At 71.9% G+C, this 26,411-nt stretch carries 23 protein-coding genes and 2 tRNA genes; 15 read left to right on the plus strand and 10 right to left on the minus strand.

From position 1 onward, the window contains the following. Positions 1–97: 97 nt before the first annotated feature. From IE231_RS15990 to IE231_RS16005, 4 genes are all read right to left on the minus strand, one after another. Positions 98–772, minus strand: a complete 675-nt coding sequence (locus tag IE231_RS15990; protein ID WP_189694996.1) for a hypothetical protein — start codon at positions 770–772, stop codon at positions 98–100. Between the two features lie 31 nt (positions 773–803). Next, positions 804–1,982 (minus strand): SLC13 family permease, encoded by a 1,179-nt coding sequence (locus tag IE231_RS15995; protein WP_189694997.1) that lies wholly within the window; start codon positions 1,980–1,982, stop codon positions 804–806. 29 nt (positions 1,983–2,011) lie between these two features. Next, a complete protein-coding gene (locus tag IE231_RS16000; RefSeq protein WP_189694998.1) occupies positions 2,012–2,455 on the minus strand; it encodes an SRPBCC family protein in 444 nt (147 codons plus the stop codon). 91 nt (positions 2,456–2,546) lie between these two features. Then, positions 2,547–3,572 carry a DNA-3-methyladenine glycosylase family protein gene (locus IE231_RS16005; protein ID WP_374189468.1) on the minus strand — a complete coding sequence of 342 codons (1,026 nt, stop codon included), beginning with the start codon at positions 3,570–3,572 and terminating at the stop codon, positions 2,547–2,549. Between the two features lie 167 nt (positions 3,573–3,739). Between IE231_RS16005 and IE231_RS16010 the strand changes: the two genes are divergently transcribed. Beyond that, on the plus strand, positions 3,740–4,138 hold the full coding sequence (locus tag IE231_RS16010) for a VOC family protein (RefSeq protein ID WP_189694999.1): 399 nt from the start codon (positions 3,740–3,742) through the stop codon (positions 4,136–4,138). Between the two features lie 24 nt (positions 4,139–4,162). Here IE231_RS16010 and IE231_RS16015 read toward each other — a convergent pair whose 3' ends face one another. Genes IE231_RS16015 through imuA' form a run of 3 tightly spaced genes read right to left on the minus strand, consistent with a single transcriptional unit; the run spans position 4,163 to position 10,022 of the window. Then, positions 4,163–7,717 carry an error-prone DNA polymerase gene (locus IE231_RS16015; protein WP_189695000.1) on the minus strand — a complete coding sequence of 1,185 codons (3,555 nt, stop codon included), beginning with the start codon at positions 7,715–7,717 and terminating at the stop codon, positions 4,163–4,165. Positions 7,718–7,728: 11 nt separating this feature from the next. Then, entirely contained in the window at positions 7,729–9,321 is a 1,593-nt protein-coding gene (locus IE231_RS16020; RefSeq protein WP_189695001.1) for a DNA polymerase Y family protein, read from the minus strand. Then, positions 9,318–10,022, minus strand: a complete 705-nt coding sequence (imuA', locus tag IE231_RS16025) for a DnaE2-dependent mutagenesis accessory factor ImuA' (protein WP_189695002.1) — start codon at positions 10,020–10,022, stop codon at positions 9,318–9,320. Before imuA' ends, IE231_RS16020 begins: the two co-directional genes overlap by 4 nt. A gap of 86 nt (positions 10,023–10,108) precedes the next feature. Between imuA' and IE231_RS16030 the strand changes: the two genes are divergently transcribed. The 3 genes from IE231_RS16030 to IE231_RS16040 are packed head-to-tail and all read left to right on the plus strand — an operon-like array spanning position 10,109 to position 13,655. Then, positions 10,109–11,494 (plus strand): cystathionine beta-synthase, encoded by a 1,386-nt coding sequence (locus tag IE231_RS16030; protein WP_189695003.1) that lies wholly within the window; start codon positions 10,109–10,111, stop codon positions 11,492–11,494. A gap of 9 nt (positions 11,495–11,503) precedes the next feature. Further along, positions 11,504–12,688, plus strand: a complete 1,185-nt coding sequence (locus IE231_RS16035) for a cystathionine gamma-synthase (protein WP_189695004.1) — start codon at positions 11,504–11,506, stop codon at positions 12,686–12,688. 25 nt (positions 12,689–12,713) lie between these two features. Further along, positions 12,714–13,655, plus strand: a complete 942-nt coding sequence (locus IE231_RS16040) for a cytochrome b/b6 domain-containing protein (protein WP_189695005.1) — start codon at positions 12,714–12,716, stop codon at positions 13,653–13,655. Here IE231_RS16040 and IE231_RS16045 read toward each other — a convergent pair. Continuing rightward, complete coding sequence (locus IE231_RS16045; protein WP_189695006.1) at positions 13,642–14,088, minus strand: Cif family virulence factor; 447 nt, start codon at positions 14,086–14,088, stop codon at positions 13,642–13,644. The two genes, IE231_RS16040 and IE231_RS16045, sit on opposite strands and share 14 nt — an antisense overlap. Positions 14,089–14,226: 138 nt before the next feature. Between IE231_RS16045 and IE231_RS16050 the strand changes: the two genes are divergently transcribed. The 8 genes from IE231_RS16050 to IE231_RS16085 all read left to right on the plus strand — a co-directional run bounded on the left by IE231_RS16050 (position 14,227) and on the right by IE231_RS16085 (position 21,763). Continuing rightward, the gene (locus tag IE231_RS16050; protein ID WP_189695007.1) at positions 14,227–15,807 is read left to right on the plus strand and encodes a sensor histidine kinase; all 1,581 of its coding nucleotides are present in this window, start codon (positions 14,227–14,229) and stop codon (positions 15,805–15,807) included. Continuing rightward, positions 15,804–16,502: a response regulator gene (locus tag IE231_RS16055; RefSeq protein ID WP_189695008.1), complete on the plus strand. Its 699-nt coding sequence runs from the start codon at positions 15,804–15,806 to the stop codon at positions 16,500–16,502. Before IE231_RS16050 ends, IE231_RS16055 begins: the two co-directional genes overlap by 4 nt. A gap of 50 nt (positions 16,503–16,552) precedes the next feature. Beyond that, a complete protein-coding gene (locus IE231_RS16060; RefSeq protein WP_189695009.1) occupies positions 16,553–17,212 on the plus strand; it encodes an MOSC domain-containing protein in 660 nt (219 codons plus the stop codon). 321 nt (positions 17,213–17,533) lie between these two features. Then, entirely contained in the window at positions 17,534–19,633 is a 2,100-nt protein-coding gene (locus IE231_RS16065) for a DEAD/DEAH box helicase (protein WP_229867256.1), read from the plus strand. A gap of 191 nt (positions 19,634–19,824) precedes the next feature. Next, on the plus strand, positions 19,825–20,256 hold the full coding sequence (locus IE231_RS16070) for a LysM peptidoglycan-binding domain-containing protein (protein WP_189695010.1): 432 nt from the start codon (positions 19,825–19,827) through the stop codon (positions 20,254–20,256). A 154-nt stretch (positions 20,257–20,410) separates the two neighbouring features. Continuing rightward, a tRNA-Thr gene (locus IE231_RS16075) sits at positions 20,411–20,482 on the plus strand. A 4-nt stretch (positions 20,483–20,486) separates the two neighbouring features. Continuing rightward, positions 20,487–20,560 (plus strand) — tRNA-Met (locus IE231_RS16080). Between the two features lie 120 nt (positions 20,561–20,680). Continuing rightward, on the plus strand, positions 20,681–21,763 hold the full coding sequence (locus tag IE231_RS16085) for an acyltransferase family protein (protein WP_189695011.1): 1,083 nt from the start codon (positions 20,681–20,683) through the stop codon (positions 21,761–21,763). 19 nt (positions 21,764–21,782) lie between these two features. Here IE231_RS16085 and IE231_RS16090 read toward each other — a convergent pair whose 3' ends face one another. Both IE231_RS16090 and IE231_RS16095 read right to left on the minus strand, forming a co-directional pair. Continuing rightward, complete coding sequence (locus IE231_RS16090) at positions 21,783–22,307, minus strand: hypothetical protein (protein WP_189695012.1); 525 nt, start codon at positions 22,305–22,307, stop codon at positions 21,783–21,785. A gap of 108 nt (positions 22,308–22,415) precedes the next feature. Continuing rightward, positions 22,416–23,675 (minus strand): ROK family protein, encoded by a 1,260-nt coding sequence (locus IE231_RS16095; protein WP_189695013.1) that lies wholly within the window; start codon positions 23,673–23,675, stop codon positions 22,416–22,418. Between the two features lie 95 nt (positions 23,676–23,770). On the opposite strand from IE231_RS16095, the gene IE231_RS16100 reads away from it, so the two are divergent. From IE231_RS16100 to IE231_RS16110, 3 genes are all read left to right on the plus strand, one after another. Beyond that, a complete protein-coding gene (locus tag IE231_RS16100) occupies positions 23,771–25,513 on the plus strand; it encodes a glycoside hydrolase family 13 protein (RefSeq protein WP_189695014.1) in 1,743 nt (580 codons plus the stop codon). Positions 25,514–25,606: 93 nt separating this feature from the next. Then, the gene (locus tag IE231_RS16105; protein WP_189695015.1) at positions 25,607–26,050 is read left to right on the plus strand and encodes a pyridoxamine 5'-phosphate oxidase family protein; all 444 of its coding nucleotides are present in this window, start codon (positions 25,607–25,609) and stop codon (positions 26,048–26,050) included. Between the two features lie 128 nt (positions 26,051–26,178). Then, entirely contained in the window at positions 26,179–26,349 is a 171-nt protein-coding gene (locus IE231_RS16110) for a hypothetical protein (RefSeq protein WP_189695016.1), read from the plus strand. Positions 26,350–26,411: the final 62 nt, after the last annotated feature.

The raw sequence follows: 26,411 nt of genomic DNA on the forward strand, positions 1-26,411 counted from the left end.
TTCCAGCACCCGACCCCGACCTGACCTGCGGAAACACTCCAGAACCCGATTCACCTGTGCAAGTCGGGAGTTTCCACGCTCCGCTACCGTGGTCCACTCACGGGGCCGGGGGAGGCGGCGGCGGTCCTGGGTGGGCGCCCGGGTGCGGCGGTGGAGGCGGCGGCCCAGGGTGCGGTGGGCCAGGGTGCGGTGGGCCAGGGTGCGGTGGGCCAGGGTGCGGTGGGCCAGGGTGCGGCGGCCCGGGATGCCGCAGGGGTGGGGGCCGATGCGGCTCCGGGTCGATATCCGAGGACTGGCCTTGAGCGTGGGTCGAGACGGGGCGGTCATCGCCGGACCTGACGGCCTCTTGGGCGCCGGTCGATTCCGGCGCAGCCCCGCCAGAAGCTCCTGCTGCCTCGTCGCGCGTGCTCTCCGCCTCGGCTGAGCTGCCCTCGGCCCGCTCGGACCCGCTCTCGCCGGGGAGGCCGAAGTGCTCCCGCACGGCGGTGGCATCGTTCTCGCCGAGGCCCCCTCGGTCCGCGGTGACGGTCGGCGCGGAGCGCACCAGCTCGCCGTCGAACGCCACGCGGACGGCACTGCCGTCGAGGCTCGCGCCGTCGAGCGGAACGAACCGCTGCGCGATCCCGAAGAAGCCAGCCCGGACGGAGACGAACGCCGGGGCGCCGGAGGAGTCGAGCACGAGCTGGTCGATCGAGCCGAGGTCCGTGCCGTCGGCGGCGAGGAGCCGGCCGCCGGACTCGAGGACGTGGTCGAGGTCGTCACGCGAGATCATGGGCTGATCCTGCCATCGTCGGGCCCTCCGGTCACGGGACTGCCGCGAGCAGCGCGGCGGGAACCACGAGCAGCGGCACGAGAACGGCGCCGGCCGCCGCGTAGCCCCACCAGGAGATCCGCACGCCGAGGCGGCGCAGCTGCTCGTGCCAGATCAGCGTGGCCAGGGACGCCCACGGTGTCACGAGCGGTCCTGCATTCACTCCGACGAGCAGCGCTGCGAGCCGGGCCGGAGAGCCGGCAGCCTGCTCGAACGCCAGATACGCGGGCAGGTTGTTCACCGCGTTGGCCCCCGCCGCTCCGGCCGCGGCGACGCGCAGCAGATCCCCCGGCCCCTCGCCCGTGCCCAGCAGCGCTCCGGCGACTTCGCGGGCGCCCAAGTGCTGGAGGGCCTCCATCACAACGAACAGCCCCGACGCGAAGAGGAGCAGCTGCCACGGGACCAGCGCCCACACGAGCACCGCGCGCCGTCGTGCGCTGAAGACGGCCACCAGCACGAGAGCGGCTGCGGCGGCCGGGATCCAGACCGGGACCCCGGAGACCAGGGCCGGCAGCAGCAGGGCGAGCACGGCGGCGCCGGTGCCGAGGAGCACCGGATCGGCCGACGCCGGCGTCCGGCCGTCCGCATGGACGCGCACCACCCGCACGCTGTAGTAGCGCGCGGCGAGCTGCCGCCGGAACAGGACGGCGACCGCCGCGGCCGGTACGAGGGCGCACCAGAGCGCCGGCAGCGCCATGCGGGCCGCGAACGCGGCGGGGGAGATGTCGCCGAGGGCATGGAGCGCGAGGAGGTTGGTGAGGTTCGAGACCGGCAGCAGGAGGGAACCGGTGTTGGCTAGCCACACCGTGGTGAGCGCGAAAGGCAGGGGCGGAAGGGAGCACCGCCGCGCGAGGACCACCACGATGGGCGTCAGGAGGACAGCGGTGGTGTCCAGCGAGAGGAACGCCGTCGCGGCAAGCGAGAGTGCCACGACGAGGAGCCACAGCACCGCTACCCGTCCGCGGCCCCACCGCCGGAACTGGGAGGCGATCCATTCGAAGAGCCCCGCCGCGTTGAGCAGTTCCGTCACCACAGTGATGGCGGCAACGAACGCGAGGATCGGTCCGACGCGGGCCGCGAGCTCTGCGAGCGCAGGCCACGGCAGGAGCCCCGCGGCCACGGCGGCGGCGCCCAGGACAAGCAGCACGGCTCCCGTGACGGCCAGAGGCATGGGGACAGTCTAGGGAACGGCCTCTTGTCTCAGAGTGCGGGGAGGAGTTCCGCGAGCGTGGCGAGATCGGTGCGCACCTGATGGGTGTAGGTCTTCGTCACGATTGCATCGCCCAGTGTGCCGAACGCACCGCCCAGGCCCTCGACCGCGTCGAGGGTGTAGCCGACACGGGTTCCGTCCCCCTCAGGGGCGAGCGCGTAGGTGCTCGTGAAGGGGATCTGGCTCTCGGTGGACCGGATGGTGAGCCTCGTGGGCCGGTCGTATTCGATGACCTCGACTGCCCAGTCGAAGGTGACACCGAGAATCTTGTTCCTGCCGCTGAAGAGGCTCCCGACCCCGATGGGAAGGTCGCCGTCGAGCTCCGCATACGTCACGGCCGCCTGGTACAGGGGCGAGTTGGCCGGGTCGCTGATGAAGTCGAAGACCTTCTCCGGCGGTACGGGAACGAAGACGCTCTCGTGGATCGTAGGCATGGGGCCTCCTCGATGCTTCCGCCGGCGCACGGCCGGCATCGGCAGGATACGCCGCCCCGGGCGCGGCGGAACAGCCTCGGCAGCGTGCGCCTCAGTGGTACCGGTGGTCCTGGATCGTCATCTTGGCGCCGTACCGCGGGGCGCGCACACCGGAGAGCCCGAGGAGCCGGACCACGCGCTGGCGCTGGCCCCGCCAGGGCTCGAGCAGGCGCAGCATCCCGGCGTCGTCCGTCCGCTCGCCCGTGAGCGCGTAGCCCACGAACTTTGCCAGGTGGAAGTCGCCCACCGAGACCGAGTCCGGGTCCGCGTGAGTCCGCTGGGTGACCTCGGCGGCCGTCCACACGCCAATGCCGGGGATGCCCTGGAGCGCCGCTGCCGCCTCCTGCGCGGTCCGGGATGCGAGCCGCTCGATGCCCGACGCCGCGCGCAGGGCACGCATCACCGTCGCCGACCGCTGGGGCCCCACCCCGGCACGGTGCCACTCCCACGAGGGGATCCGCAGCCAGGCCTGAGCGGTCGGGGCGACCATGAGCCCGGCCGGGGCGAGCGTTCCCGACCTCGGCGCAGGTGTCCCGTAGCGGCGCACGAGGTACCGATAGGCGCGGCGCGCCTCAAGCGTGGTGACCTTCTGCTCGAGGATCGTGGGCACGAGCGCCTCCACCATGCGGCCCGTCGCGGGGAGCCGCAGCCCCGGGTGGCGCCGCCGGGTCTCGCGCACCAGGGCAGGGAGCGTGGCGAGGAACCCTTCCTCGTCGAATCCGGACCACGAGTCGGTCAGTCCCAGCATCGAGGGCGCGGACGTCACGGCCGACGCCGCTCCCTCACCCCAGGCCCGCACCCTCACCTCGCCTGGCTGGCCCGCCACAGCCCGGTGCGTGATCAGGAGCGTTGCGGGGCCCTCAGGTGTGGTGAAGGCCGCCCACAGACCCCCCGGGTGGGGCGCGAAGCACGGGTCCCCGTCCCCACGCTGCAGGGGGAAGCAGGTCACGGCCAGTGAATAGTGCGCGGGCGCGTCCCAGGTCCCCTCGGCGTCCGGGCGTGCTATCGCCGGCGTCTCTCCCGCCGGCGTCTCTCCCGCTGGCGGGGCTGCGGTGGGAGGCGGCGGAGCGATGGTCACCGGAACATCGTGCCACGCGGCGCTGACAGTCCAGGGCGAGCGCGCCGACGTATCCGGACTGCGGCACCTGCGCGGGGCAGAGAAGTCCTTCGGCCCTAGGACGCAGGCGTGCGGCTTCCGACAATCGGACTACCGCAGTGATCCACGGCCGGAAGAGGCGAGCGCGCATGGCAGGAAAAGTCGTCCACTTCGAGATTCCCCTCGACGACGTCGAACGGGGGCGCCGGTTCTTCGCCGAAGCCTTCGGATGGGAGATCAACCCGCTGCCGGAGATGGAGTACACGCTCGTGGGCACGACGCCGCTGGACGAGGAGGGCATGCCCATCGAGGCCGGCTCCATCAACGGCGGGATGTTCGCGCGCGGCCCCCAGTCGCCCTCGTCGGCGCCGTTGATCACCATCGACGTCGAGGACATCGACGCCGCGCTGCAGAAGATCGAGTCCCTTGGCGGAGCAACCGTGCTCCCGCGCATGCCCGTGGGCGAGATGGGCTTCACCGCCTACTTCAAGGACACCGAGGGCAACGTCCTGGGGCTCTGGGAAACCCGCAGTCCAGGGGCCGAATGAGCGGCGCAGCTCCCCGGCTGCGCTTCACCGGAAGTCCCGGCTCGAGGTCTTCGCCGTGAGCGGGAGGGCCTCGAGCCGGTCCGCGACCAGGTTCGTCACGCCCTCCGCGGACCGCTCGAGGATGCCCCGGATCACCATGGCCGGGGCGGTCTGGGCCGTACGGCGGTAGCGCTTCCACACCCCGACGCTGCACACCACATTGAGGAGCCCCGTCTCGTCCTCGATGTTCATGAAGGTGATGCCCTGGGCGGTGCCCGGGCGCTGCCGGTGGGTCACGACCCCCGCCACCTCGACGCGGCCTCCCGGCTCGGCCGAGCGCAGCCGGTCGATGCGCAGGACTCCCCGCGCCTCGAGGCGGTCCCGGGCATGGCGCAGCGGGTGGTCATCCGTGGCGATCCCTGTGGCCCACAGGTCGTAGGCCACAGCCTCCTCCTCGGCAAGGGCGGGCAGGAGCGGGGGCTGGACGTACGGCTGGGAGCCGGGCAGCTGGCCCGGCCGCTCGAGGGCGGCAGCGCCGGACTGCCACAGGGCCTCGCGCCGTGTGAGGCCGAGGCAGTCCAGAGCCCCGGCGGAGGCGAGCGCCTCGAGCTGCTCCGCCGTGAGGCCCGTGCGCCGGGACAGCTCGGCGATCTCCCGGAACGCGCCGCCGGCTTCGCGGTCGGCCACGATCCTCTCCGCCAGCTCGTGCCCGATGCCCCGAACGCTCGCCAGGCCGAGCCGCACCGCCCGCGCGGCGTCGCGCCGGTGCGCCGCCGTCTCGTCCGGCGCCTCGGGGTCGAACTGCCCGGCGGGAGGCTGCACTCGTTCCAGGCAGGTGTCGAGTCCGGTCTCCGGCGCCCTCCCCTGAGGTGCGCCCCGCAGCGGCGACCCGTCCGCGTCCGTGGGGGCGCCGCCGTCGTGCGCCTCCTCGAGCCCTTCGAGCGACGCATCCGCCCGGGAGCGGAGGATGTCGGGACGCAGAACGGTGACGCCGTGGCGGCGGGCATCGGCCACGAGGGTCTGGGGCGAGTAGAAGCCCATGGGCTGGGCGCGCAGGAGCGCGGCGAGGAACGCCCCCGGATAATGCAGCTTGAGCCACGAGCTCGCGTACACGAGGACGGCGAAGCTGATCGAGTGGGACTCGGCGAAGCCGAAGTCCGCGAAGGCCGCGATCTGGGTGTAGATCGCCTTCGACTCCTCGGGGGTGAGCCCCTTCGCGGCCATGCCGGCGAACAGCTTCTCCTTGAGGCTGCCGATCTTCTCCACCCCCCGCTTGGAGCCCATGGCCCTCCGGAGCAGGTCGGCGTCCTCGGCCGTGCAGCCTCCGATCGCCATGGCCATCTGCATGAGCTGCTCCTGGAAGAGCGGCACCCCGAGGGTCCGTTCGAGCACCGGCTCGAGGAGGGGGTGGGGGTAGGTGACGGCCTCCTCGCCAGCCCGGCGGCGGATGTACGGGTGCACGGCACCGCCCTGGATCGGGCCCGGCCGGATGAGCGCGATCTCCACCACGAGGTCGTAGAACCGCCGCGGCCGCAGCCGGGGGAGGGTGCTCATCTGCGCGCGGGACTCGACCTGGAACACCCCCACCGAGTCGGCGCGGCACAGCATGTCGTACACCGCAGGCTCCTCCTTGGGGATGTCCTCGATCCGCCACCGCACCCCGAAGTGCTCCTCGACGAGGTCGAAGCAGTACTGGAGGGCAGCGAGCATGCCGAGCCCGAGCAGGTCGAACTTGACCAGGCCCATCCACTCGCAGTCGTCCTTGTCCCACTGGAGCACCGTCCGGTCCTCCATGCGCGCGTGCTCGATCGGCACGACCTCCCCGACGGGGCGCTCCGTGAGCACCATGCCGCCCGAGTGGATGCCGAGGTGCCGCGGATAGCCGAGGAACTGCTCGGCGAGGGCGACGACGCGGGCCGGGATCCCGTCGTCGTCCGCCGCGGCGGAGAGCGCGTCCCAGCGTTCGATCCTCTTGGACCACGCGTCCTGCTGCCCCTGCCCGTAGCCGAGGGCCTTCGCCGCGTCCCGCACCGCGTTCTTGGGCCGGTAGCTGACCACATTGGCCACCTGTGCGGCATTGGTGCGCCCGTACTTGGCGTAGACGTGCTGGATGACCTCCTCGCGGCGGTCCGAGTCGAAGTCGACGTCGATGTCCGGCTCCTCCTCGCGCAGGCTCGAGAGGAACCGCTCGAACGGCAGGCGGTAGGCGATGCTGTCCACAGCCGTGATGCCGAGCAGGTAGCAGACGGCCGAGTTGGCGGCCGAGCCGCGCCCCTGGCACAGGATGCCGCGGCTGCGGGCGAACTGCACGATCTCGTGCACAATGAGGAAGTAGCCCGGGAAGTCCTTCTTCTCGATCACGGCGAGCTCCTTCTCGACGCGCTCGTGGACCTCGTGCAGGGGGACCGGCCCCCGCCAGCCGGGGCCCGGCGTGCCGTAGCGGTCCACGAGGCCGCGCTCCACGAGCCCCCGCAGGTGGGACATGGGCGTGTGCCCCTCGGGGACGTCCTGCTTGGGGAGCCTGGGGCGCGCGGAGCGCAGGGGGAACGCGAGCCGGTCCGCGAGGCGGACGGTGTTCTCGACCGCCTCCGGGTAGCGGGCGAACCTCTCGGCCATCTCCGCGCCGCTGCGCAGATGGGCGCCGTCGCTGGCCGGCAGCCAGCCGTCGAGGTCGTCGAGGCTGCGCCGCGCCCGTACCGCTGCGAGGGCGGTGGCGAGCGGGTGCCGGGACGGCTCGGCGAAGTGGACGGCGTTCGTTGCCACGCACGGCAGCCCGAGGTGCCGGGCGATCTGGGCGAGCGCGTCGTTGTGGCTGCTGTCGAGGGGGTTGCCCTGGTCGAACAGCTCCACGGCAACCCCGTCCGCCCCGAACAGCTCCACGAGCCGTGCCGCCGCGGACTCGGCGGCTCCCGGCCCACCGTCCGCGAGGGCCCGCCGCACCGGCGACTTCCGGCAGCCGGTGAGCACCATGCAGTGGCCTCGGAGCCGCTCCGCGAGGTCCTCGAGGACGTATACGGGGCGTCCCTTCTCCGCACCCGCGGCGAGCTGGGCCGCCGTGATCGCCCCGGCGAGGCGGTGGTAGCCCTCTTCGCCCCGGGCCAGGACGAGGAGGTGCTCGCCCTCCGGATCGGGCACCCCGTTCTGGGGGGAGCCCAGGCCGAGGGAGAGCTCGGCCCCGAACACGGTGGCCAGGCCGTACGCCTCAGCGGCCTCCGCGAGCCGGACCACCCCGTAGAAGCCGTCGTGGTCCGTGATGGCCAGCGCGTGCAGCCCCAGGCGCACGGCCTCTTCCACGAGCTCCTCGGGCGAGGACGCGCCGTCGAGGAAGCTGTAGTGGGAGTGGGCGTGCAGCTCTGCGTACGGCACTGCCGCCGGCTGGGAGACGCCGGGCAGGGGGATGTACGGGCCGCGCTTGCGGGACCAGGCCGGGCTGTCCCCGCCGTCATGCTCGATCGGCGTCCTGCCGGTGTCGGTGCGGCCGGCGCCGCGGGGACCCGGCCTCCGGGGGCCGGAGGACCGCAGCGCCTCTGCCGTGACCTCTTTGCCTTCGAGGATGTCATGCAGCTGCTGCCAGGGGATCGGCGGGTTGTTCCAGCCCAAGGCAACCTCCTTCAGTCATAGCGCGCCTCGGCCCACCAGCCGCCGCCCTCGCCGAGGAGGAGCCATGCCTGGCCCTCACCGTCGAGGATCTGGAAGCGCTCGGCGCGCCGTGACTCTGCCGCGTCCCACCACCTCTCCCGCAGGGGCCACGGACCGGCCCAGCTCCGGACAGCGCGCCGGGCCTGCCGCGGGCCGGCCGTGAACCAGGCGGGGGCCGCTGTCAGCCCCCCACGGGGGTCGATCCCGAGGGGGCGGCCGTCGTCCCCCAGGAGCGTCACCGGCACCGGTTCGGGGAACACGGTGGCCGGCAGCGGCGGCGGCACGGCGCCGGGCCAGGGGCGGGAGGCACGATCGGCCGTCCCTGCAGGAGCCTCCTCGCCCCACGGGACGAGGAGGCAGCGCTCGGCGAGCAGCCTGCCGCCAGCGGCCGTCGCGTGCAGCACGGACCCGTGGCCGAGCATCGTTTGGAGGCGGTGCAGGCCGTGGTCCAGCCTCTCGTCGACGCCGCCGAACAGCGCCTGCGAGCGGCGGCCGATCAGGTCGACCCTCTCGGGGACCAGCCGCACCCGGACCACGGGCGCCGACATCGGCTCGCCTGTGGTCCGCCACTGAGGGCTGCGCCCGTGCCCGCGCTGTGGCTCGCCCCCGGACTGCAGCTGCCACCGGACCCGCTCCACGGCATCGGCCGCGGAGAACTGGTGGGGGTGGCCCCACGAGCGCTCGGACCGGGCGCCGGAATCGTCCGTGATCTGGACCCGCAGCTGCGTGCAGGCCAGGCCCGCGCGCGCCAGGGCGCCGATGAAGTCCTCCGCGACGGGACGCAGCCCGAAGGCGATCTGGTCCACCCGTGCCAGCCCGGGCTCGAACTCGGCCACCCTGTCCAAGGGGGACGGGGGCACCCGTGGTACGACCGCGCGGTGGTCCCGGCCCTGTGCCCTGGCATGGGCCGTGAGGCCGTCCGGGCCGAAGCGGGACCGGACCTCGGCGGCCGGGAGGGACGCGAAATCGCCGAGAGTGCGCAGCCCGAGCCGAGTCAGGAGGGAGGCCAGCCGGGGATCGCCGAGGGCCGCCACGGGAAGCGGGGCGAGGAAGTGCGCGGATCTCCCGGGCTCCACCACCCGCACCGCCGCGAGCTCGCCCGTGCACCGGGCGGCCTCCTCGGCGGCGAACACCGAATCGGCGATCCCGGCACGCGCCTCGAGGCCCAGCCCCGACGCGGCCTCGAGCGCCGCCCCCGCCGCGGCCTCCTCACCCCCGTAGTACGCGGAGGCGCCCCGGGCCCGTATGGCGCACAGGCCGGGACGGAGCACGTCGACGCCCGGGACCGTGGCTTCCAGCGCCCGCACCACCGGCTCGAACTCACGCCCGTCCCGGGCAGGATCCGAGGGGGCCGTGACGAGCTCGGCGCACCGCGCCTGCGCCTCGCGCACCCGCAGCCCGCGGGCCACACCGGCGGACCGGGCCTCGGCAGAGCACACCGCCACGAGGCCCTTGTCGATCACCGCGGCCGGGCTTCCCTCCGGCGCCTCTCCCGCAAGGCGCGCGGCCACGAGGGGCCAGTCCGGGAACCACACCACCAGCGCCCTGGGCACTGCGGGCGTCACGGCGCACTCCCGAGGGCTGCGCGCCGGGCGTCCCGGCGGGAATAGGGCGGCATGGCGCCCGACTCGCCCAAGTCCACCGTGGCGGAGCGGGGGCGGCCGCGCTGGTCCAGCTCGAGGCGGACCACGCGCCGGGTCAGGTGCCCATGGCCGTCGCCCAGCCCCTCCCAGTGCTCCCCGGTGGCACGCACGGTCCCCTCGCTCTGGGGCCACGGGCCCAGGACCAGCAGCACGCCGTCCCGCTCGCGCAGCCGGGCTGCAAGCCGCGACGCCTCACTGGGCCGGGGGGCCTGGGGCGGCCTGACGAGCACGAGGGGAAGGACATCCACCAGGCCGCCGACGGCGGCGGCCCAGTCCTGCCCGGGATCGGGGACCAGGACGAGCCGGGCGAGGTCCACACCGAACCCGGCGGCCGCTTCCGCGCCGAAGCCCGGGACTCCTGCGACCCCGCACCACTGGCCCTCCGAGGAGGGGCCTGCCAGGAGTGCCATCGCCACCGAGAGGGGCGTGAGCAGCGAGTAGGCGGCGCCGCCCTTCAGCCCGGCGGGGAAGAGCGGGGAGAAGCACGGCAGGACCGGATGGGCCGCCTCCCGGTTGCGCCGTCCCTGGAGGGCATGGATCTGCTCCTGCAGCTCCCGCACACGCAGAGGCGTTCCCCGGCCGGGGACCCCCTCCGGTATCTCGGAGCTGAATGCGAGGGACATGCATCTATTATCGAAAATGTGTTCGAATGAGTCAACCGAGGAAACCCCCGGCTCGGGGGTAGCGGCCAGCCGCTACAGTGGTGGGCGTGAAGTACGCCAATTCCGTCGTCGAACTCATCGGGCACACGCCCCTCGTCAAGCTCCAGAAGGTCACTGAGGGCATCAAGGCGACGGTTCTGGCCAAACTCGAATACCTCAACCCCGGAGGGTCCATCAAGGACCGCATTGCCCTGAAGATGATCGAGCAGGCCGAGGCAGACGGCAAGCTCGCGCCCGGCGGGACCATCATCGAGCCCACGAGCGGCAACACCGGGGTCGGCCTGGCACTCGTGGGGCAGCAGAAGGGCTACAAGTGCATCTTCGTGGTCCCGGACAAGGTCGGCGAGGAGAAGCGGGCGGTCCTGCAGGCATACGGCGCCGAAGTCGTCGTGACCCCCACTGCTGTCGCCCCGGACTCGCCCCAGTCCTACTACGGCGTCTCCGACCGCCTCGTGACCGAGATCCCCGGCGCCTACAAGCCTGACCAGTTCTCTAACCCCGGCGCTCCCCTCAGCCACTACGAGACCACCGGCCCCGAGATCTGGGCGGACACCGAGGGCAGGATCACCCACGTGGTGATCGGCGCCGGCACCGGCGGGACCATCACGGGCACCGGCCGGTACCTCAAGGAGGTCAGCCGCGACCGTCCGGAGTCCGAGGGCGGCCAGGTCAAGGTCATCGGCGCTGACCCCGAAGGCTCCATCTACTCCGGCGGAACGGGCCGCCCCTACTTCGTCGAGGGCGTCGGCGAGGACATGTGGCCCGCCAACTACGACACGTCCGTCCCCGACGAGGTGCTCGCCGTCAGCGACGCCGAGTCGTTCGCCATGACGCGGCGGCTCGCGCGCGAGGAGGGCCTCCTCGTCGGCGGGTCCTCCGGCATGGCTGTGGCCGCCGCCCTGCGTGCGGCCAAGGACCTGCCCGAGGAGGCAGTCGTCGTCGTGATCCTGCCCGACTCGGGCCGCGGCTACCTCGCGAAGATCTTCAACGACGAGTGGATGCGCTCCTACGGATTCCTGCCCGGTCAGGGCGAGAAGACGGTGGGGGAGCTGCTCGAGGGCAAGGGCGGCCGGATGCCGGACCTCGTGCACACGCACCCGACCGAGACGGTCCGTGACGTCATCGACATCATGACCGAGTACGGCGTGAGCCACCTGCCCGTCCTCTCTGCTGAGCCGCCCGTCGTCATGGGCGAGGTCCTCGGCGCGGTCGACGAACGCTCGCTGTCCGCGAAGCTCTTCCGGGGCGAGGCCAAGCTCACCGACAAGATCTCCGAGCACATGGGCGCCCGGCTGGCCGTGATCGGCTCGCTCGAGGGCCAAACGGCTCTGCGGGACATCCTCAGCCGCGACGACGCTGTCATGGTCACGTTCGTCGGCGCGCCGGTCGGCATCCTGACCCGCCACGACCTCCTGGCCAACCTCAACAAGTAAGGGAGCACCATGTCCGAGCAGAACGCTGGGTCGCAGAACTCCGGCTTCAACACGCGCGCCGTCCACGCCGGCCAGGAGTTCGAGCCGCGCACCGGCGCCGTCGTGCCCCCGCTGCACTTCTCCTCGACCTACGCCCAGGACGGGATCGGCGGCCTGCGCTCGGGCTACGAGTACGGACGGGGCGGCAACCCGACCCGGGACGCGCTGCAGGAGCAGCTCGCAGCCCTCGAGGGCGGCGCCCACGCCTACTCGTTCGGCTCGGGCCTCGCCGCCGAGGACGCGCTCATCCGCGCGCTGTGCCGACCGGGGGACCGGATCGTGCTCGGCAACGACGCCTACGGCGGCACCTACCGCCTCATCTCGCGGGTGCTCGGTCCCTGGGGCATCGCGAACCAGCCCGTGGACATGGCGGACCTCGACGGCGTCCGGGCCGCGGTCGGGACCGCGGGCACGGACGGCGCAGCGCGGCTCGTCTGGGTCGAGACCCCCTCGAATCCGCTGATGAAGATCACCGACATCGCCGCGCTCGCCGAGGTGGCGCACGACGCCGGGGCCCTCCTCGTCGTCGACAACACCTTCGCGTCGCCCTACCTGCAGAACCCGCTCGCGCTCGGTGCGGACGTGGTGGTGCACTCGACGACCAAGTACATCGGCGGGCATTCCGACGTGGTGGGCGGCGCCGTCGTTCTCAACGACGAGGAGCTGGCCGAGAAGGTCGGGTTCGTGCAGTTCGCGGTGGGCGCCGTGTCGGGCCCCATGGACGCGTTCCTCACCACGCGCGGCCTCAAGACCCTCGGCGTGCGCATGGAGCGCCACTCCGACAACGCGCAGAAGATCGCCGAGTGGCTCGTGGGCCGCCCCGGCGTCGAGAAGGTCCTCTATCCCGGCCTCCCCGACCACCCCGGCCACGAGCTCGCGGCGAAGCAGATGCGCAGGTTCGGCGGGATGATCTCGGTGCAGTTCGCCGGCGGCGAGGCCGCAGCCCGCACGGTGGCCGAGTCCACGCGCCTGTTCACGCTCGCGGAGAGCCTCGGCGGGATCGAATCCCTCATGAACTACCCCTCGGAGATGACCCACGCCTCCGTGAAGGGGACCGAGCTCGCCGTCCCGGTGAACCTCCTGCGCCTATCCGTGGGCATCGAGGACGCCGCCGACCTCATCGCGGACCTCGACGCGGCCATCGCACGGCTCTAGCCCCCCAACATCCCCGGAGGACTCCATGCCCCAGACCTCATCCCCACGGCCGCTCACCAAGGCGCCGTGGTTCCGCCCGGCCGCGGCGGGCGTCGGCGCCGTCGTCCTTCTCGCAGTCATCGTGCTGCTCGCCAAGTGGATGCGCAGCACCGAGGCTGTCTCGAGCTTCATCGCGGCCTATCCCGGGCACGCACCGCTGCCCGACTGGGCCCCCCAGGGCCTGCCGGCGTGGCTGAACGTGCTGCACTTCCTGAACTTCATGTTCCTGACGCTGATCGTCCGCACGGGCCTGCAGGTCCGGTTCGGCACCCGCCCCGAGGGCTTCTGGAAGCGGAACAACAAGGGGCTCATCAAGACCAAGGGCGCGCCCAAGAAGATCACCCTGAACCTGTGGCTGCACCTGACGCTCGACGCGCTGTGGGTCCTCAACGGACTGGTGTTCCTCGTACTGACCTTCGCCACGGGACACTGGACCCGGCTGGTGCCGACCAGCTGGAGCATCTTCCCGAACGCACTCTCGACCGCGATCCAGTACGCGTCCCTCGACTGGCCCCTCGAGAACGGCTGGGTCAACTACAACGCGCTGCAGCAGCTGGCGTACTTCGCGGTCGTGTTCATCGCGGCGCCGCTGGCCATCGTCACGGGCCTGCGCATGTCCGCCGCGTGGCCCACCAATCAGAAGGCGCCGAGGCTCAATAAGGCCTACCCGATGGAGTGGGCACGCGCGCTGCACTTCCCGACGATGGCGTTCTTCGTCCTGTTCGTGCTCGTGCACGTGTTCCTGGTCTTCACCACGGGCGCGCTGCGGAACCTGAACCACATGTACGCCGCGCACGACGGCGAGGACTGGCTCGGATTCATCCTGTTCGCCATCGGTGTCCTCGTGACCGTGGGCCTGTGGTTCCTCGCCAGGCCGCTGTTCCTGAGGCCCATCGCCTCGCTCATGGGCACCGTCACGAGGAACTAGTCGGCAGCTGCTCCCCATGCCGCGTCCACTCGGAGGCGATGAACCAGCGCCCGTTGCGCCTTTCGCAGTCCAGCGACGTGGAGCCGGCCATCGCCAGGGCCGTCCCGTCCGGCGTCGTGCCTTCCACCGTCCACGTGAGCCGCACATGGGCGCGCGCACCGTCCTCGAACGCCTGCCGGACCGTGAAGTCCAGCGGGAGGCCGAGACGGAGTCGGTCCTCGATGCCCGCCTCGGGGGAGAGCGGGAGGGCGTCCTCGCCGAGCCAGACCCGGGCGGAGGGCAGGTAGAGGGCGGCGAGCTGGGCGGAGTCTGTCCGCCGGTAGCCCTCGGTGAAGCGCGCGGAGAGCTCCCCGAGCGTGTCCGCGCCGCGCAGGCCGGAATGGCCTGGTCTGGTCTTCTCGGTGTCCTCGGGGTGGACGGGGATGCCGTTCATGCTGCTGCCTCCTGCAGGACCGCTTCATGATCCCGCCTCTATGAGAGCACGTTCTCGGGTGATGTGAAATGCGTGCGGATGCTCCCGCGGCGGCCAACAGTGGCCGCGCCTGCGGGGCGGGTTTGCCACAATGGCCGCATGAGCCAGCGGACTCCACTCCTTCCGGCGCCGCAGGACCGTCTCCGCCTCACGCAGCTGTGGGTCCTCGACCGCAGGCGCACAGCCGCGGGGCTCGTCCTCGCCGTCCTGCTGCCGGTGCTCGTCCAGCTGCTCCTCGCACCCGTCGTGGTCCCCGACAGGGAGGGGGCGGGCAGCGGGATCGTCATCGCGATCCTCCTGCAGCTCCTGACGGCGGTCCTCGTGGCGCTCGTTGGCGGCCTGTGGCCGGCGGTGATCGCCGCGGTCGCGGCGAGCCTGGCGCTGAACTGGTTTGCCACGGAACCCGTGGGGAGCTTCACGGTGGCGAGCCCGCAGGCCGTCCTCGAGCTCGGCGTCTTCCTCGTCGTGGCCTGCACCGTGGGCCTGGCCACCGGTGCGGCCGCGCGGCGCTACGAGCAGGCGTCCCGCGCCCAGGCCGAGGCCGGCGCCATGGGCGAGCTGGCGCTCGGGATCCTCGGCTCCTCCGGCGGAACCGAGGAGTTCCTGGAGCGCGTGCGCCGGACCCTCGGGCTGCGGGCGGTGACGCTCCTCGCACGCCGGCCCGCGTCGGCCGGTACGCACGACGCCGCTCTGGCCGCCTCGGCGGGGCAGGTGCGCCGCAGCCCTCCGGTCACCGAGGGGGCGCCGGCCGAGTGGGACGTGGTTGCCACCGCCGGCGAGTCGCCGCCGGTCTCGCCCGCCGCCGCGGAGGACTCGGTGGCCCCGGACGGCTACTACATGCTGCTCGCGGCCGGCCACCCGCTGGACCCCGCCCAGCGGCGCACGCTCGCCGCGTTCGGGGTGTACCTCGTGGCCATGCGGGAGCGGACGCAGCTGGCCCGGAGCCGGGAGGCCAACCGCCGGCTCGAGGAGGGGAACTCGATCCGCACGGCGATCCTCCAGGCTGTCTCGCACGATCTCAGGACACCGCTCGCGGGGATCAAGCTGAGCGTGAGCAGCCTGCGGCAGCCCGCCGTCGCGTTCAGCCACGACGAGGAGGCCGAGCTGCTGGCGACCATCGAGGACTACACCGACAGGCTCTCCCACGTGGTGGGCAACCTCCTGGACATGTCCCGCATCTCGGCGGACAACGTGCGCCCGCTCCTGCGTGCGGTCGACTGGCGTGACGTGCTGCCGCGCGGCCTGCCAGACCAGGACCGCGTCGTCGACCGCATCCCCGACGACGCCCCCGCCGTCGCGGCAGACCCCGTGCTCCTCGAACGGGTGATCGCCAATCTCGTGGAGAACGCCCTGCGCTACGCGCCCGCCGGCCCGGTGGAGCTGACGGCGGGCGCCGCCGAGGACGGGGAGGGCCTGCGCCGCGGAGTGCTGCGCGTGGTCGACCACGGAGCAGGCATCCCGCCGGAGGATCTCCTCGCCGTGTTCCGCCCCTTCCAGCGCCTCGGTGACGGCGCGGTGCAGGGCGGCGTGGGGCTCGGCCTCGCCGTGGCCAAGGGCTTCACCGAGGCAATGGGCGGCCGGATCGAGGCGGAGCGGACCCCGGGCGGCGGCCTGACCATGTCGGTGTCCCTGCCACTCGCCGCCTCGGCGCCCAGCAGCAGGGAGGCCGCGGCGCCATGACCCACCAGACCGGATCCACCGCGCCGGCAGTCCTCGTTGTCGAGGACGAGGCCCGGTTCGCACGGGCGCTCCAGATCAATCTGAAGGTGCACGGGTACGAGGCCGTCACGGCACCCTCCGGGGAGGCGGCCCTCGAGGCGGTCGCCGGCCGGCCGGTCGACATCGTGGTCCTCGACCTCGGGCTTCCGGGCATCGACGGCATCGAGGTGATCCGCCGGCTGCGCGCCTGGACCGACGTGCCCATCATCGTCCTCTCAGCCCGGCACGGGTCAGAGGACAAGGTCGAGGCGCTCGACGCCGGCGCAGACGACTACGTGACCAAGCCGTTCGGCCTCGAGGAGCTGCTCGCCCGGCTCCGGGTGGCCACGCGGCGCGGACACCGCGAGGGCGAGGCACCGCGGGTACAGACCGGAGACCTGAGCGTCGACCTGGCCGCCCGCCGCGTGCTCGTCAAGGGAGACGAGGTGCGGCTGACGCCGACCGAGTGGAACATCCTCGCGCTCCTCGTGCGGCGGCCGGGACAGCTCGTGGGCCAGCGCGAGATCCTCACACAGGTCTGGGGGCCCGCCTACGAGAAGGAGACGCAGTACCTGCGGGTCTACCTCGCCCAGCTCAGGCGCAAGCTCGAGGAAGATCCCGCCCATCCCCGGCACCTCCATACCGAGGCGGGCATGGGGTACCGCTTCGATCCCTAGTATTCGGGGGACCAGATGCCTCCGAGGCCGGCAGGTCCTACTCTGGGGGCATGAAGACAGCCCGCGTCGTCGCCGTGTGCCGAGTCCACCAGCTCCTGCCGGACGCCGGAACCGTCGGGGTGACCGGCATCGACAAGCGCCCCGTCGAAGGTCCGCTGCGCGTGCGCCGCCTGGGCGTCCACGGTGACGTGCAGGCGGACCGCGCCAACCACGGCGGCGAGGACAAGGCGGTCTACGCCTACTCCGAGGACGACGCCGCGCTGTGGGCCAGCGAGCTCGGCCGGGACATCCCTGCCGGGTACTTCGGCGAGAACCTGCGGGTCGCCGGGATCACGGCGAGCAATGCGGTGATCGGGGAACGGTGGCGGTTCTCGACGGGCATGGTCCTCGAGGTCACGATGCCGCGGATCCCCTGCGCCACGTTCGCGCGCCGGATGGGGGAGGAAGGCTGGGTGTCCTGGTTCACCCGGGCGGGCCTCTCCGGGGCCTACCTCCGCGTGGTGACGCCCGGCGATGTCGAGGCAGGGACCCACTTCAATGTGGAGCACGTCCCGGACCACGGGGTCCGGGTGGGAGACTGGCTTGCGGACCCGACGCCCCAGAAGGCGGACGCCCTCCTCGATGCCGAGGCGGAGGGGGCCGTGCGGCTCGCCCCCGCCCTGCGTGCCTATGTGGTCAACGCCGCGGCCCGCGCGGTCGACGAGGCCTAGGCTCTGAAAGGGGATGTGCCGAACTTCACCGGCGCCCGAACGCCCGAGGCGACGGGCCGGCGTCGTGCGTCCTGTATGATGGATGCATCCCCCACTTTCCGGATTTTCCCTTTTCCTGCCCAATTCTTGAGGCAGGACTGGTAGCGTGTTGGGGCCCGCGGGGCGGGCAATTGCATAGGGGACTCCGGCTGAAGCAAACGCTGTACGGGTGCGTGTGGTGCCGGACGCAGCGAAGGAAGCCCTGCCTGGGATTGCGATGAGCGCTGGGCTTATTGTCAGTGACCGCGAGCCCTGAAGGCTCTCCAATGCGAGGAATTCCCCTTGTCTGAAATTTCTGAGATCACCCCCGAGACCGTCGAGGCGCCCCAGTTCGTCGAGCCCGAGGCTGCCGCAGCGCAGGCCGCCGAGGACCAGGAAACCCCTGAAACGCACGACGCCGCTCTGGAGGCTTCCGCTGCCGATCCCCAGGACGGGGCCGACGCCGCCCCGGCCGCCGAGGAGGAGGGCGTGAAGTTCGCCGACCTCGGCATCGACGGCCGCGTCCTCGCCGCCCTGGCCGACGTCGGCTACGAGAAGCCGTCCCCCATCCAGGCGGCGACGATCCCGCTCCTGCTCGAGGGCCGCGACGTCGTGGGCCTGGCCCAGACCGGCACGGGCAAGACGGCAGCCTTCGCCGTCCCTGCCCTCTCGCGCCTCGCCGAGCTGCACGACCTCAACGGGCCGTCCCGGGCCACGCAGGCGCTCGTGCTCGCACCGACGCGCGAGCTCGCGCTCCAGGTGGCGGAGGCCTTCACCTCCTACGCGAAGCACCTCGACGAGTTCACCGTGCTCCCCGTCTACGGCGGCTCGGCCTACGGCCCGCAGCTCGCCGGCCTGCGCCGCGGCGCCCAGGTCGTGGTGGGCACCCCCGGCCGCGTGATCGACCACATCGAGAAGGGGTCCCTCGACCTCTCCGAGCTCCAGTACCTCGTCCTCGACGAGGCCGACGAGATGCTCCGCATGGGGTTCGCCGAGGACGTCGAGCGCATCTTTCAGGAGACGCCGGACGGCCGTCAGGTGGCGCTCTTCTCGGCGACCATGCCGTCCCAGATCCGCCGCATGTCGAAGCAGTACCTCAACATGCCCGAAGAGGTCACGGTCAAGTCCCAGACCACGACGGGCAAGAACATCCGCCAGCGGTACGTCCAGGTCATGGGAGCCCACAAGCTCGACGCCCTGACCCGCATCCTCGAGGTCGAGGAGTTCGACGGCGTCATCGCGTTCGTGCGCACCAAGATGGCCACGGAGGATCTCGCCGAGAAGCTCAAGGCCCGTGGCTTCCAGGCCGCGGCCATCAACGGCGACATCGCGCAGGCACAGCGCGAGCGCACCGTCGAGGCGCTGCGCGAGGGCAAGATCGACATCCTCGTCGCCACGGATGTGGCCGCGCGCGGCCTCGACGTGGAGCGCATCAGCCACGTCGTCAACTACGACATCCCGCACGACACCGAGAGCTACGTGCACCGGATCGGCCGTACCGGCCGTGCCGGCCGCAAGGGCGACGCGATCCTGTTCATGACCCCGCGCGAGAAGTACCTCCTGCGCGCGATCGAGAAGGCGACCCGCCAGGCCGTCGAGCCGATGCACCTGCCCACCGCGGAGACCGTCAACTCGCTGCGCATGAGCAAGTTCGCCGATCGGATCACCGAGACCCTCGAGTCCGAGGACGTCGCGATGTTCCGCGACCTCATCTCGTCGTACGAGGACGAGCATCAGGTGCCCGCCGCGGAGATTGCCGCCGCGCTGGCCGTCATGGTCCAGGGCGACACTCCGTTCTTCGTCGAGGAGCTGCCCTCCGCGCCCGCGTTCCAGAAGCGCGAGCGGGGCAAGGACGGCTTCGGGTCCCGTGGACCGTCGCGGTCCCTCACCGAGGGCAACGCGACCTACCGGATCGCTGTGGGGCGCCGCCAGCGCGTCATGCCCGGATCGATCGTGGGTGCCCTCGCCAACGAGGGCGGCTTCAGCTCGAGCCAGATCGGCGGGATCGACATCCGCGCCGACCACTCCCTCGTGGAGCTTCCTGCAGAGCTCAGTGCCGACCAGTGGAAGGCCCTGTCCAGGACGCGGATCGGCGGCGAGCTCATCAAGCTCGAGCTGGACTCGGGCCGGCGCCCGAACCGCGAGCGCGGCGATGACGACCGCTTCGGCGGCCGCTCCTCGGGCAGGGGCGACCGCGGGTTCCGGCGCGACGGGGACCGCGGCTTCGGCGGCCGGACCTCCGACCGGGGCAGCCGTGGCGACCGCGGCTTCCGCCGCGAGGGCGACGCCGGCGGATTCGGCAGCCGCGAGGACCGCGGCGGCCGCGGCTCGTTCGACCGCGCCGGATTCGGCGACCGCAAGCCGCGCCACGGCAAGGACGGCGGCCGCGGCCGCAAGTGGTGACCGAGCGCTAGCCTGAACCTTCCCGAAGCCCGCCCCCGTTCCGCACGGGGGCGGGCTTCGCTGTTCCCTGGGGCGATGGCGAAGCGTGCGCGGGCCATTCTGGTACGGCCCACCGGTGCGGGGGTACTGTGCGGAAGTCAGCCGCTCCCGCCGAGCTCCGGCAGGGGTCCGCCCACATGAAAGGTCTCCCCATGGGTTTTCTGGATGACATCAAGAAGAACGTCGAGAACGCGGTCGAGGGTGTGAAGGAGAACGTCCAGGACGCCCTGCACCACCGTCAGCACCAGGACGACACCACGGCTCAGGCGGCTTCCGCTCCGGCTCCCGCCGCTGAGCTCACCCCCGCCGAGACGGCCACGATGGACGCTCCCACTCCGGCTCCGGTTGCCGAGGGGCCCACCGAGGAGGTTCCCACCGCGCAGGCCGCCGCCGAGGCCCCGGGCGCAGCCCCCGCCGCTCAGACGGCCGAGGCACCCCGCGAGATCGTCGTCGAGTCCGGCGACACCCTCTCCGGGATCGCCGCCCAGTTCGGGGTGGACCGCGACGCCCTGATTGCCGCGAACGCGGAGACCCTGCCGAACCCCGATGCGATCTACCCGGGCCAGATCCTGCGCCTGCCGTAGCGAACCACAGGCAGCCGCGGGACGGCCGCCAGCTCCGCGCGGCGCCCTCCCATGCGCCATCGGGGGAGGGCGCCGTCGCTGCGCTGCGGCGCCCGGGGGACCGGCCGCGCGATTTGGTGAGGTCCGGGGCCTTCCGGTAAAGTATCTGTCTGTTGCCCCCCTAGCTCAGTGGTAGAGCGCCATCTTGGTAAGATGGAGGTCACGGGATCGATTCCCGTGGGGGGCTCTCTGGCGGTGTAGCTCAGCTGGTTAGAGCGCACGACTCATAATCGTGAGGTCCCGGGATCGAGTCCCGGCACCGCTACGGCGAGGACCCCTGGGAAACCGGGGGTCCTTTTCGTGTGCGCTCTGCCGGGGTATCCGTTCCTCAGAGGCGTCTCAAGGACGGTCCGCTACACTCTCGCGGACCCGACGAGAGGAAACGATGACGGTCACAGGGACAGCGGTCACAGGAACAGGACGGACTCAGGCGCCGGCCCGGCCCCGCGCGCAGGGGCTGGGCTACGTCCCGGCGCTCGATGGCATTCGTGCACTCGCCATCACCCTCGTGGTGGCCTACCACGCTGTGATGCCCCTCCACTTCGGCGGCGCGGGCGGCGTGGACGTGTTCTTCGCCCTCTCCGGGTTCCTCATCACGACCCTGCTGCTCCAGGAGCACGAGGCACGGGGGCGGATCTCGCTGCGTCGGTTCTACCTCCGCCGCGCGGTGCGCCTGTACCCCGCGCTGGTGATCATGCTCGCCGTCGTGTTCGTCCCCGTGGCGGTCCTCATGGGCCTCGGCAACGCGGCGTGGGGCTCGGTGATGGCCCTGTTCTACCTCATGCCGCTCGGTGCCGAGGCCGGCGAGGATCTCCTCTCCGCCTATGCGCACACCTGGACCCTCGGGATCGAGGAGTGGTTCTACTTCCTCTGGCCGATTGCGCTCGTCCTGCTCCTGCACGGCGCCCGCGTGATCGGGCGCCGCCGGAAGTGGGGCACCTTCGCCGTCGCCGGCACGGCGGCCGTCGCCCTCGCGGTATCCGCCCTTGCCGTGGAGGCCAGCTCGGGGCATATGTCCTTCATCCTGCGCGCCTTCGGCCTCATGGCCGGCTGCGCGCTGGCGCTCGCGCTGCACCGGTCGGAGACCGCCGCGCGCCCGTGGCACGGCCTGGCGGGCCTGGCCCTGATCGCGTTCTCCGTGGTGCGTTCGTCCTTCTTCCCGCTCTCCACGCTCGACACCCTCGCGGCTGCCGCGGGGACGCTCCTGGTCATCTTCGCCATCCTGCGCGGGCCGGACGGCGCCCTCCGCCGGGTCCTCTCCTGGCGGCCCTTCACGTACGTCGGGCAGATCAGCTACGAGATCTACCTCTGGCACTATCCCGTCCTGTGCGTGGCCGGCGTGATCGCGCACACCGACTTCGTCGGCGTGGGCTGGGCGGCGGTGCCGCTCGGCTTCGGCCTCGCGGCGGCGGCGCACGCGGCGGCCAAGCCGCTCATGCGGTGGCTGCGGGCCAAGCTGCCCGCGTGACCGGGCAGCCCGGCGCGGGTCAGGAGCAGGTCGCGTTCATCGAGTCGAACGAGACGACAGGGTTGGCCGGATCGACGGCATTGAAGGCCACGTGTGCCACGGCGTGGCCGGTCTCGTAGTGTGTCACGCCGTCAGGGCCCACCGCGGAGAGCCGGAACGACGCCGTGAACGTCTGGTTCCAGTTCTGCTCATTCACGTTGAAGTTGCCCCAGACCGTCACCCGGCCCGAGAAGAGGAGGCCGCTCGAGGGCTGGAGGAAGCTTCCCGTCCCTTCGGTGGTGAAGGTGCCCCACACCTCGTCACCGGCAGGGAAGAAGGTCTCGTGCATGACGGAGTTGCCCGTGATGGTGGGAGCGATGGTGTCACCGGTGCAGAAGTCGGTGTCGCCGTACTCGGTCCAGGATCCGTGCTGGTGTTCGGTCATGGTGACCGTGTGGCCGGTGTCAGCCGAGGCGGGCACTGCGGCAGCGCCGAGGGCGCCGATCGCGAGCCCTCCGGCGGCGAGGACGGCCAGAAGGCGGCGGTGTGCTGTTGGATTGGTCATTGCTGTTCTCCGTGGTGTACGGGAACGAGGGGTGCGCAGGTTCCGTGGTGGTGATTGAGACCACTGTCGAAGGTAGTGGAGCGCCCACATAAAATCAAGACGTTGGATTTATTCGCCTGGGAGCTCAAGGTCCAGCGCATGCTCGGCGACGTCGTCCAGGGCTCGACGCACCGCCCCGAGCGCCACGGCGTCACCGCCGAGGGAGGAGACCTCGAGGCGTGGGGGAGTGTCGGTCAGGGCCGGGAGCGCGACCCGGATGCCGGGCAGGAGCGCCGACGCCGCCCCGGCGACCGCGCCGCCGAGCACCACGAGCTCAGGGTTGAACACCGTGGCGAGGACGGCCACGGCCCGAGCCACGTGTCCCGTGAGGCGCGCCAGCACGCGCAGGGCGGCCGGGTCGCCGTCGTGCGCTGCGGCGAAGACCGCCTCCGCGGTCACCTCCTCCGGTGCGAGTCCTGCGAGACCCGAGGCCGCCGCCTCTTCGGCCCCCCAGAGCCGTGCCAGCTGCCCGATTCCGTGCGGGCCCGGGGAGCCCTCCACGAGGCGCAGGAAGGAGAGCTCGCCGGCGCCTCCGTGCCGGCCGCGCAGCAGCCGCCCGGACTCCAGCAGCCCTGCTCCGAGGCGCTCCCCGGCGAGCACGACGGCGACGTCGTCCACGCCGCGCGCCGCACCGCGCCACTGCTCGGCGAGGGCGGCGAGATTGGCGTCGTTCTCGAGGAACACGGGCCATCCATGGCGCTGGGCCAGGCCGGCGGCGAGGTCCACGTCAAACTGCTGCCAGAAGTCCCGCGGCATCGCGATCTGCCCGTCGCGGTCCACGGGCGCGGCCACGCCTGCGCCGATCGCCAGAACCCTCTCCGGGGAGGTGCCGGCAGCGGCAAGGGCGTCGAGCGCCGTCGCGCTCACGATCCGCACGCGCTCGCTCGCGGATGCCGCGGCCGGGAAGGCGCCGGTGGCGGTGGCCAGCGGGGTGCCGAGCAGGTCGGCGACGAGCGCCGTCGTCTTGGCGGCCCCCATGTCGACGCCGACGACGACGCCGGCCTCCGCCCGGAAGGCGAACGCCCGTGGCGGTCGGCCCCTGGACTGGGCGCCGGCTGGAGCCTCCGCCTCCACCGCCCACCCGCGGCGCACGAGGTCCTCGCAGACGGCGATCACGGTGGCGCGGGTGAGTCCCGTCGAGTCGACCAGGGCCCCGGCGGTGAGCGCACCCCGCCGGAGGGCGGAGTCCGGCGCGGCCTCGCCGCCCGGCAGCGGCCGGCCATGGGCCGCCAGCGCTGCGGCATGGCCCGCTTCCTGGAGGCGGCGCAGGACGGTGTCGGCGTTCGCGAGCCGGACGACGTGCGGCCCGGCGGCGGGTCCTGAACGCATCCCCTTGACCTCCCCGTCTCGTGGGACGAATAATGGTGGGCGGCTTTGATTTAGAGTCTAAATATAATCTTGGCCCGGTCCCCCCGCCACACCGCATGCATCATGTCCAGCGACGCCCACGAACAGGAGCCCCGGTGCCCCCCACCGCCCAGCCCGACCGCACGAATCCCTCCGCCGACTGGTGGCGCCAGGCCGCCGTCTACCAGATCTACCCCCGCAGCTTCGCGGACTCCAACGGCGACGGCATCGGCGACCTCCGAGGCATCACGTCGCGCGTGCCCTACCTCGCGGCGCTGGGGGTCGACGCCGTGTGGCTCAGCCCGTTCTACCCGTCCGCGCTCGCGGATGGCGGGTACGACGTCGACGACTACCGCGACGTCGATCCGCGCCTCGGCACACTGGACGACTTCGACGAGATGGCGGCGGCGCTGCACGCGGCCGGGATCAAGGTGATCGTGGACATCGTCCCGAACCACACCTCCGACCGCCACGAGTGGTTCCGGGAGGCACTCGCCTCCGCTCCCGGCTCCGCGGCCCGCGACCGCTACATCTTCCGTGACGGCCGGGGCGAGCATGGCGAGCTGCCCCCCAACGGCTGGACCTCGATCTTCGGCGGCGGCGCGTGGGAGCGGGTCACGGAGAATGACGGCACCCCCGGCCAGTGGTACTTCCACCTCTTCGCCAAGGAGCAGCCCGACCTCAACTGGGACAACCCCGAGGTGCACGAGGACTTCCTGCGCACCCTGCGCTTCTGGTCGGACCGGGGCGTGGACGGATTCCGGGTCGACGTCGCGCACGGGCTCAAGAAGGACATGGAGGGGATCCACGACGACCTCGCCACCATCCACCGCGCCGACCTCTTCGACTCCGGCGAGCACCCCCTCTGGGACCGTGACGAGGTCCACTCCGTCTACGCCGAATGGCGCAAGGTCCTCAACGAATACAACCCACCCCGCACGGCGGTGGCCGAGGCATGGGTCCACGCAGACCGTCGGGCCAAGTACGCCTCGCCCGAGGGACTCGGCCAGGCCTTCAACTTCGATCTCCTCCAAGCGGACTTCGACGCCGGCCAGTTCCGCGACGTGATCACGAAGAACCTCGCCGAGGCTGCGGCCACCGGCGCTTCCTCGACGTGGGTCCTGTCCAACCACGACGTGGTGCGGCACGCGACGCGGTACGGCCTTCCGAAGGGTTCGGGCCGGGGCATCGCGGGCGCCGACGGGAAGGACTGGCTGCTCGACGGCGGGGACCCTGCGGAGGTCGACGCGGCGCTCGGGCTCCGCCGCGCCCAGGCCGCGACGGCGCTGATGCTTGCCCTGCCCGGGTCTGCGTACCTGTACCAGGGCGAGGAGCTCGGACTGCAGGAAGTGGGCCGCATCCCGGAGACCGAGCGCCAGGATCCCACGTTCTTCCGCAACCGCGGAGTGGAGGTTGGTCGCGACGGCTGCCGCGTACCGCTGCCGTGGAAGGCCTCTCCGGCGGAAGGCTCGTCCTTCGGCTTCGGCTCCGACGGGTCCCACCTGCCGCAGCCCGCCTGGTTCAAGGACTACGCCGTGGACGCCGAGGAGGCCGACTCCGACTCGACGCTTGCCTTCTATCGGCGCGCCCTCGCGCGCCGGCGCGAGCTCGAGGGCCCCGAGCGTCTCGAGTGGGTCGGGGCGGCCGACGACGATGTGCTGCACTTCGCGCGGCCGACGGCGCAGGGATCCTGGCACGTGGTGACCAACTTCGGAGACGCCCCCGCTCCGTTGCCGGAGGGTGAGATCCTGCTCGCCACGGCAGAGGTCGAAGGCGGCAAGCTCCCCGCCAACGCGACCGCCTGGGTCCGGGTGGGGTAGCAGCCGACGCCGCGCGTCACGGGCGCGGGGACGACTTCCGCGCCGCCCGAGGCCCGGATACCGTGGGGTGAGACCACGTCAGGGAGGGCAGCGATGTCTGAGGCCAATGCAAGCTTCCTCTACGGGCAGGGAGCCCGCCACGAGGACTACGAGCTGGATGCCGAGCAGTGCTGGTCGCTGCTCGGCGCCTCGGGCGTCGGCAGGTTCGCCTTCCTGCACGAGGGACGGATCTCGGTCTTCCCGGTGGGCTACCTCGTCTTCCGGGGGTCGGTGTACTTCCGGACCTCCCCCGGGGGAACTGTCTCCCACAGCCTCCCGCAGGAGGGCGTCGCGCTCCAGATCGACGCGACGCAGCCGGCCCAGAAGTCGGGCTGGTCCGTCATGGTGAGCGGCCGGGCGGAAGCCGTGGTGGACACCGACGAGATCACGGCACTGTTCGGCCAGATGGCAGACGAGCCGTGGGCGGGAGGCGTGCGGGACCTGTTCGTGCGCGTTGTCCCCGCGGAGCTCACGGGGCGCAGGGTGTTCCTCGCCTAGTTCCCGGACGCAGCACCCCGCAATTAATAAAATCGCTTGACATAAAAATCGATGCGCTCTGAACTGGATCCATCGGGGTTGGCTGGGGAGCCCACTTCTTCGACGGAAAGTCAGTCAGGGAGAGTGTCATGCCCGAGAAGGTCAAGGGGTCCGTTGCCGCGCCAGTGAGCGGGTCGGCGCCAACGGAGGTCGGTCCCATCGCGGCCAAGGCCAGCGCCGCGCCCGGCCTGCCGGCCGGGATCCGATGGTGGGAGGCCTGCGGCGGATGGAGCGTGCGGTACTGGCTGGGAAACGTCTGATAGCCCTGGCGGGAACGGGCGCTGGCGCCGATGTGCGTCGGCACCCTGCGCGGCGATACCGT

This window comes from Sinomonas cellulolyticus, assembly GCF_014656475.1.
GTDB lineage: Bacteria > Actinomycetota > Actinomycetes > Actinomycetales > Micrococcaceae > Sinomonas > Sinomonas cellulolyticus.

Bases quoted from the DNA above. Each gene is read 5' to 3' on its own strand.
- IE231_RS15990 (WP_189694996.1), bottom strand. From the start codon at position 772: ATGATCTCGCGTGACGACCTCGACCACGTCCTCGAGTCCGGCGGCCGG.
- IE231_RS15995 (WP_189694997.1), bottom strand. From the start codon at position 1,982: ATGCCTCTGGCCGTCACGGGAGCCGTGCTGCTTGTCCTGGGCGCCGCC.
- IE231_RS16000 (WP_189694998.1), bottom strand. From the start codon at position 2,455: ATGCCTACGATCCACGAGAGCGTCTTCGTTCCCGTACCGCCGGAGAAG.
- IE231_RS16010 (WP_189694999.1), top strand. From the start codon at position 3,740: ATGGCAGGAAAAGTCGTCCACTTCGAGATTCCCCTCGACGACGTCGAA.
- imuA' (WP_189695002.1), bottom strand. From the start codon at position 10,022: ATGTCCCTCGCATTCAGCTCCGAGATACCGGAGGGGGTCCCCGGCCGG.
- IE231_RS16035 (WP_189695004.1), top strand. From the start codon at position 11,504: ATGTCCGAGCAGAACGCTGGGTCGCAGAACTCCGGCTTCAACACGCGC.
- IE231_RS16040 (WP_189695005.1), top strand. From the start codon at position 12,714: ATGCCCCAGACCTCATCCCCACGGCCGCTCACCAAGGCGCCGTGGTTC.
- IE231_RS16045 (WP_189695006.1), bottom strand. From the start codon at position 14,088: ATGAACGGCATCCCCGTCCACCCCGAGGACACCGAGAAGACCAGACCA.
- IE231_RS16050 (WP_189695007.1), top strand. From the start codon at position 14,227: ATGAGCCAGCGGACTCCACTCCTTCCGGCGCCGCAGGACCGTCTCCGC.
- IE231_RS16055 (WP_189695008.1), top strand. From the start codon at position 15,804: ATGACCCACCAGACCGGATCCACCGCGCCGGCAGTCCTCGTTGTCGAG.
- IE231_RS16060 (WP_189695009.1), top strand. From the start codon at position 16,553: ATGAAGACAGCCCGCGTCGTCGCCGTGTGCCGAGTCCACCAGCTCCTG.
- IE231_RS16070 (WP_189695010.1), top strand. From the start codon at position 19,825: ATGGGTTTTCTGGATGACATCAAGAAGAACGTCGAGAACGCGGTCGAG.
- IE231_RS16085 (WP_189695011.1), top strand. From the start codon at position 20,681: ATGACGGTCACAGGGACAGCGGTCACAGGAACAGGACGGACTCAGGCG.
- IE231_RS16090 (WP_189695012.1), bottom strand. From the start codon at position 22,307: ATGACCAATCCAACAGCACACCGCCGCCTTCTGGCCGTCCTCGCCGCC.
- IE231_RS16095 (WP_189695013.1), bottom strand. From the start codon at position 23,675: ATGCGTTCAGGACCCGCCGCCGGGCCGCACGTCGTCCGGCTCGCGAAC.
- IE231_RS16100 (WP_189695014.1), top strand. From the start codon at position 23,771: ATGCATCATGTCCAGCGACGCCCACGAACAGGAGCCCCGGTGCCCCCC.
- IE231_RS16105 (WP_189695015.1), top strand. From the start codon at position 25,607: ATGTCTGAGGCCAATGCAAGCTTCCTCTACGGGCAGGGAGCCCGCCAC.
- IE231_RS16110 (WP_189695016.1), top strand. From the start codon at position 26,179: ATGCCCGAGAAGGTCAAGGGGTCCGTTGCCGCGCCAGTGAGCGGGTCG.